A 587-nucleotide genomic window follows, 5' to 3' on the forward strand; every position below is an offset into this window, starting at 1 on the left:
TTGAGAAGCGGTGTAAGTGAACTGCAGTTGCCATGTTTTACGGCAGTGAGAGCAGAGATAGCGCTGATGTCCGGCAGTGCTTTTGCCGTTACGCACCACCCCGTCAGTAGCTGAACAGGAGGGACAGCTGATAGAAACAGAAGCCACTGGAGCACCTCAAAAACACCATCATACACTAAATCAGTAAGTTGGCAGCATCACCAACCGTGGGTAATGACTCCAACTTACTGATAGTGTTTTATGTTCAGATAATGCCCGATGACCTTGTCATGCAGCTCCACCGATTTTGAGAACGACAGTGACTTCCGTCCCAGCCTTGCCAGATGTTGTCTCAGATTCAGATTATGTCGCTCAATGCGCTGAGTGTAACGCTTGCTGATAACGTGCAGCTTTCCCTTCAGGCGTGATTCATACAGCGGCCAGCCATCCGTCATCCATACCACGACCTCAAAGGCCGACAGCAGGCTCAGAAGACGCTCCAGTGTGGCCAGAGTGCGTTCACCGAAGACGTGCGCCACAACCGTCCTCCGTATCCTGTCATACGCGTAAAACAGCCAGCGCTGACGTGATTTAGCACCGACGTAGCC

General features: G+C 52.0%; 1 protein-coding gene and 1 pseudogene. Both read right to left on the minus strand.

Annotated elements, in window-relative coordinates; all coding sequences use genetic code 11:
* Nucleotides 1–147: IS1 family transposase (locus BGK49_RS27840; RefSeq protein ID WP_001393286.1), on the minus strand; the 147-nt coding region annotated here is incomplete at its 3' end.
* A gap of 77 nt (nucleotides 148–224) precedes the next feature.
* Nucleotides 225–587: pseudogene (locus BGK49_RS17235) on the minus strand (IS1-like element IS1X2 family transposase); the annotation flags it as partial.

It is taken from the genome of Shigella sp. FC1544 (assembly GCF_001722145.1).
Taxonomy (GTDB): Bacteria; Pseudomonadota; Gammaproteobacteria; order Enterobacterales; family Enterobacteriaceae; genus Escherichia; species Escherichia coli.